A 1,769-nucleotide genomic window follows, 5' to 3' on the forward strand; every position below is an offset into this window, starting at 1 on the left:
CAAGACCGTCCTCGACGGCGTCGACCTGTCGGTGCCGCAGGGCACCATCTTCTCCCTGCTGGGCCCGAACGGCGCCGGCAAGACCACCGCCGTCAAGATCCTCTCCACCCTCATCACCACCGACGCCTCCTCCGGCGAGATCCGCGTCGGCGGCCACGACCTCGCCACCGACCCGCAGGCCGTGCGGGCCGCGATCGGCGTCACCGGGCAGTTCTCCGCCGTCGACGGCCTGATCACCGGCGAGGAGAACATGCTCCTCATGGCGGACCTGCACCACCTGTCCAAGCGCGAGGGCCGGCGCACCGCCGCCGAACTCCTCGAGCGCTTCGACCTGGTGGAGGCCGCGAAGAAGCCCGCCTCCACCTACTCCGGCGGCATGAAGCGCCGACTCGACATCGCCATGACCCTGGTCGGCAACCCGCGGATCATCTTCCTCGACGAACCGACCACCGGCCTCGACCCCCGCTCCCGCCACACCATGTGGCAGATCATCCGCGAACTCGTCACAGGCGGCGTCACCGTCTTCCTCACCACCCAGTACCTGGAGGAGGCCGACGAGCTCGCCGACCGCATCGCGGTACTGAACGACGGCAAGATCGCCGCCCAGGGCACCGCCGACGAACTCAAGCGGCTCATCCCCGGCGGCCACGTGCGACTGCGCTTCTCCGACCCGTCCACCTACCAGTCCGCCGCCGCCGCCCTGCGCGAGGTCACCCGCGACGACGACGCGCTGTCGCTGCAGATCCCCAGCGACGGCAGCCAGCGCGAGCTGCGCTCCGTCCTCGACCGGCTGGACTCGGCCGGCATCGAGGCCGACCAGCTGACCGTGCACACCCCCGACCTCGACGACGTGTTCTTCGCCCTGACCAGCGCCACCAACGTGCCCAACCAGCCCAAGGAGTCAGTCCGATGAGCTCCCTCTCCCTCACCGTCCGCGACTCGTCCACGATGCTGCGGCGCAACCTCCTCCACGCGCGGCGCTACCCCTCCCTCACCCTGAACCTGCTGCTCACACCGATCATGCTGCTGTTGCTCTTCGTCTACATCTTCGGCGACGCGATGAGCACCGGCATCGGCGGCGGCAACCGCTCCGCATACATCGCCTACCTCGTGCCGGGCCTGCTGCTGATGACCATCGGCAGCACCACGATCGGCACCGCGGTGTCCGTCTCCAACGACATGACCGAGGGCATCATCGCCCGCTTCCGCACGATGGCGATCCACCGCCCTTCGGTACTCATCGGGCACGTCGTCGGCAGCGTGCTGCAGTCGATAGCGAGCGTGGTCCTCGTGGGCGCCGTCGCCGTGGCCATCGGCTTCCGGTCCACCGACGCAACCGCCCTGGAATGGCTGGCGGCGTCCGGGCTGCTCGTGCTCTTCGCCCTGGCGCTCACCTGGATCGCGGTCGGCATGGGCCTGATCAGCCCGAACGCCGAAGCCGCCAGCAACAACGCGATGCCGCTGATCCTGCTGCCACTCCTGTCCAGCGCCTTCGTCCCGGTCGACGGGATGCCGGGCTGGTTCCAGCCGATCGCCGAGTACCAGCCGTTCACCCCGGCCATCGAGACCCTGCGCGGGCTGCTGCTCGGCAGCGAGATCGGCCACAACGGGTGGCTCGCCATCGCCTGGTGCCTGGGTCTCGCGGTGCTCGGCTACTTCTGGTCGGCCGCGAAGTTCAACCGCGACCCGAAGTAACCGCCATGACAGCGCGGGCCGCCTCCCGCAACCCGTCCCGCCGAAGGCGGCGTACTCCGACACCCCGTCGGCGT

At 69.5% G+C, this 1,769-nt stretch carries 2 protein-coding genes; both read left to right on the forward strand.

Translation table 11 applies throughout. The features are described 5' to 3' along the window. Positions 1-913 (forward strand): ATP-binding cassette domain-containing protein (locus tag ACWIHY_RS40265; protein WP_454381722.1); only part of this gene is annotated, 913 nt, incomplete at its 5' end. Continuing rightward, positions 910-1,695, forward strand: a complete 786-nt coding sequence (locus ACWIHY_RS40270) for an ABC transporter permease (protein WP_454381724.1) — start codon at positions 910-912, stop codon at positions 1,693-1,695. The genes ACWIHY_RS40265 and ACWIHY_RS40270, both read left to right, overlap by 4 nt. Positions 1,696-1,769: the final 74 nt, after the last annotated feature.

The sequence above is a fragment of the Streptomyces sp. NPDC055287 genome (genome assembly GCF_053646035.1).

Bases quoted from the DNA above. Each gene is read 5' to 3' on its own strand.
- ACWIHY_RS40270 (WP_454381724.1), top strand. From the start codon at position 910: ATGAGCTCCCTCTCCCTCACCGTCCGCGACTCGTCCACGATGCTGCGG.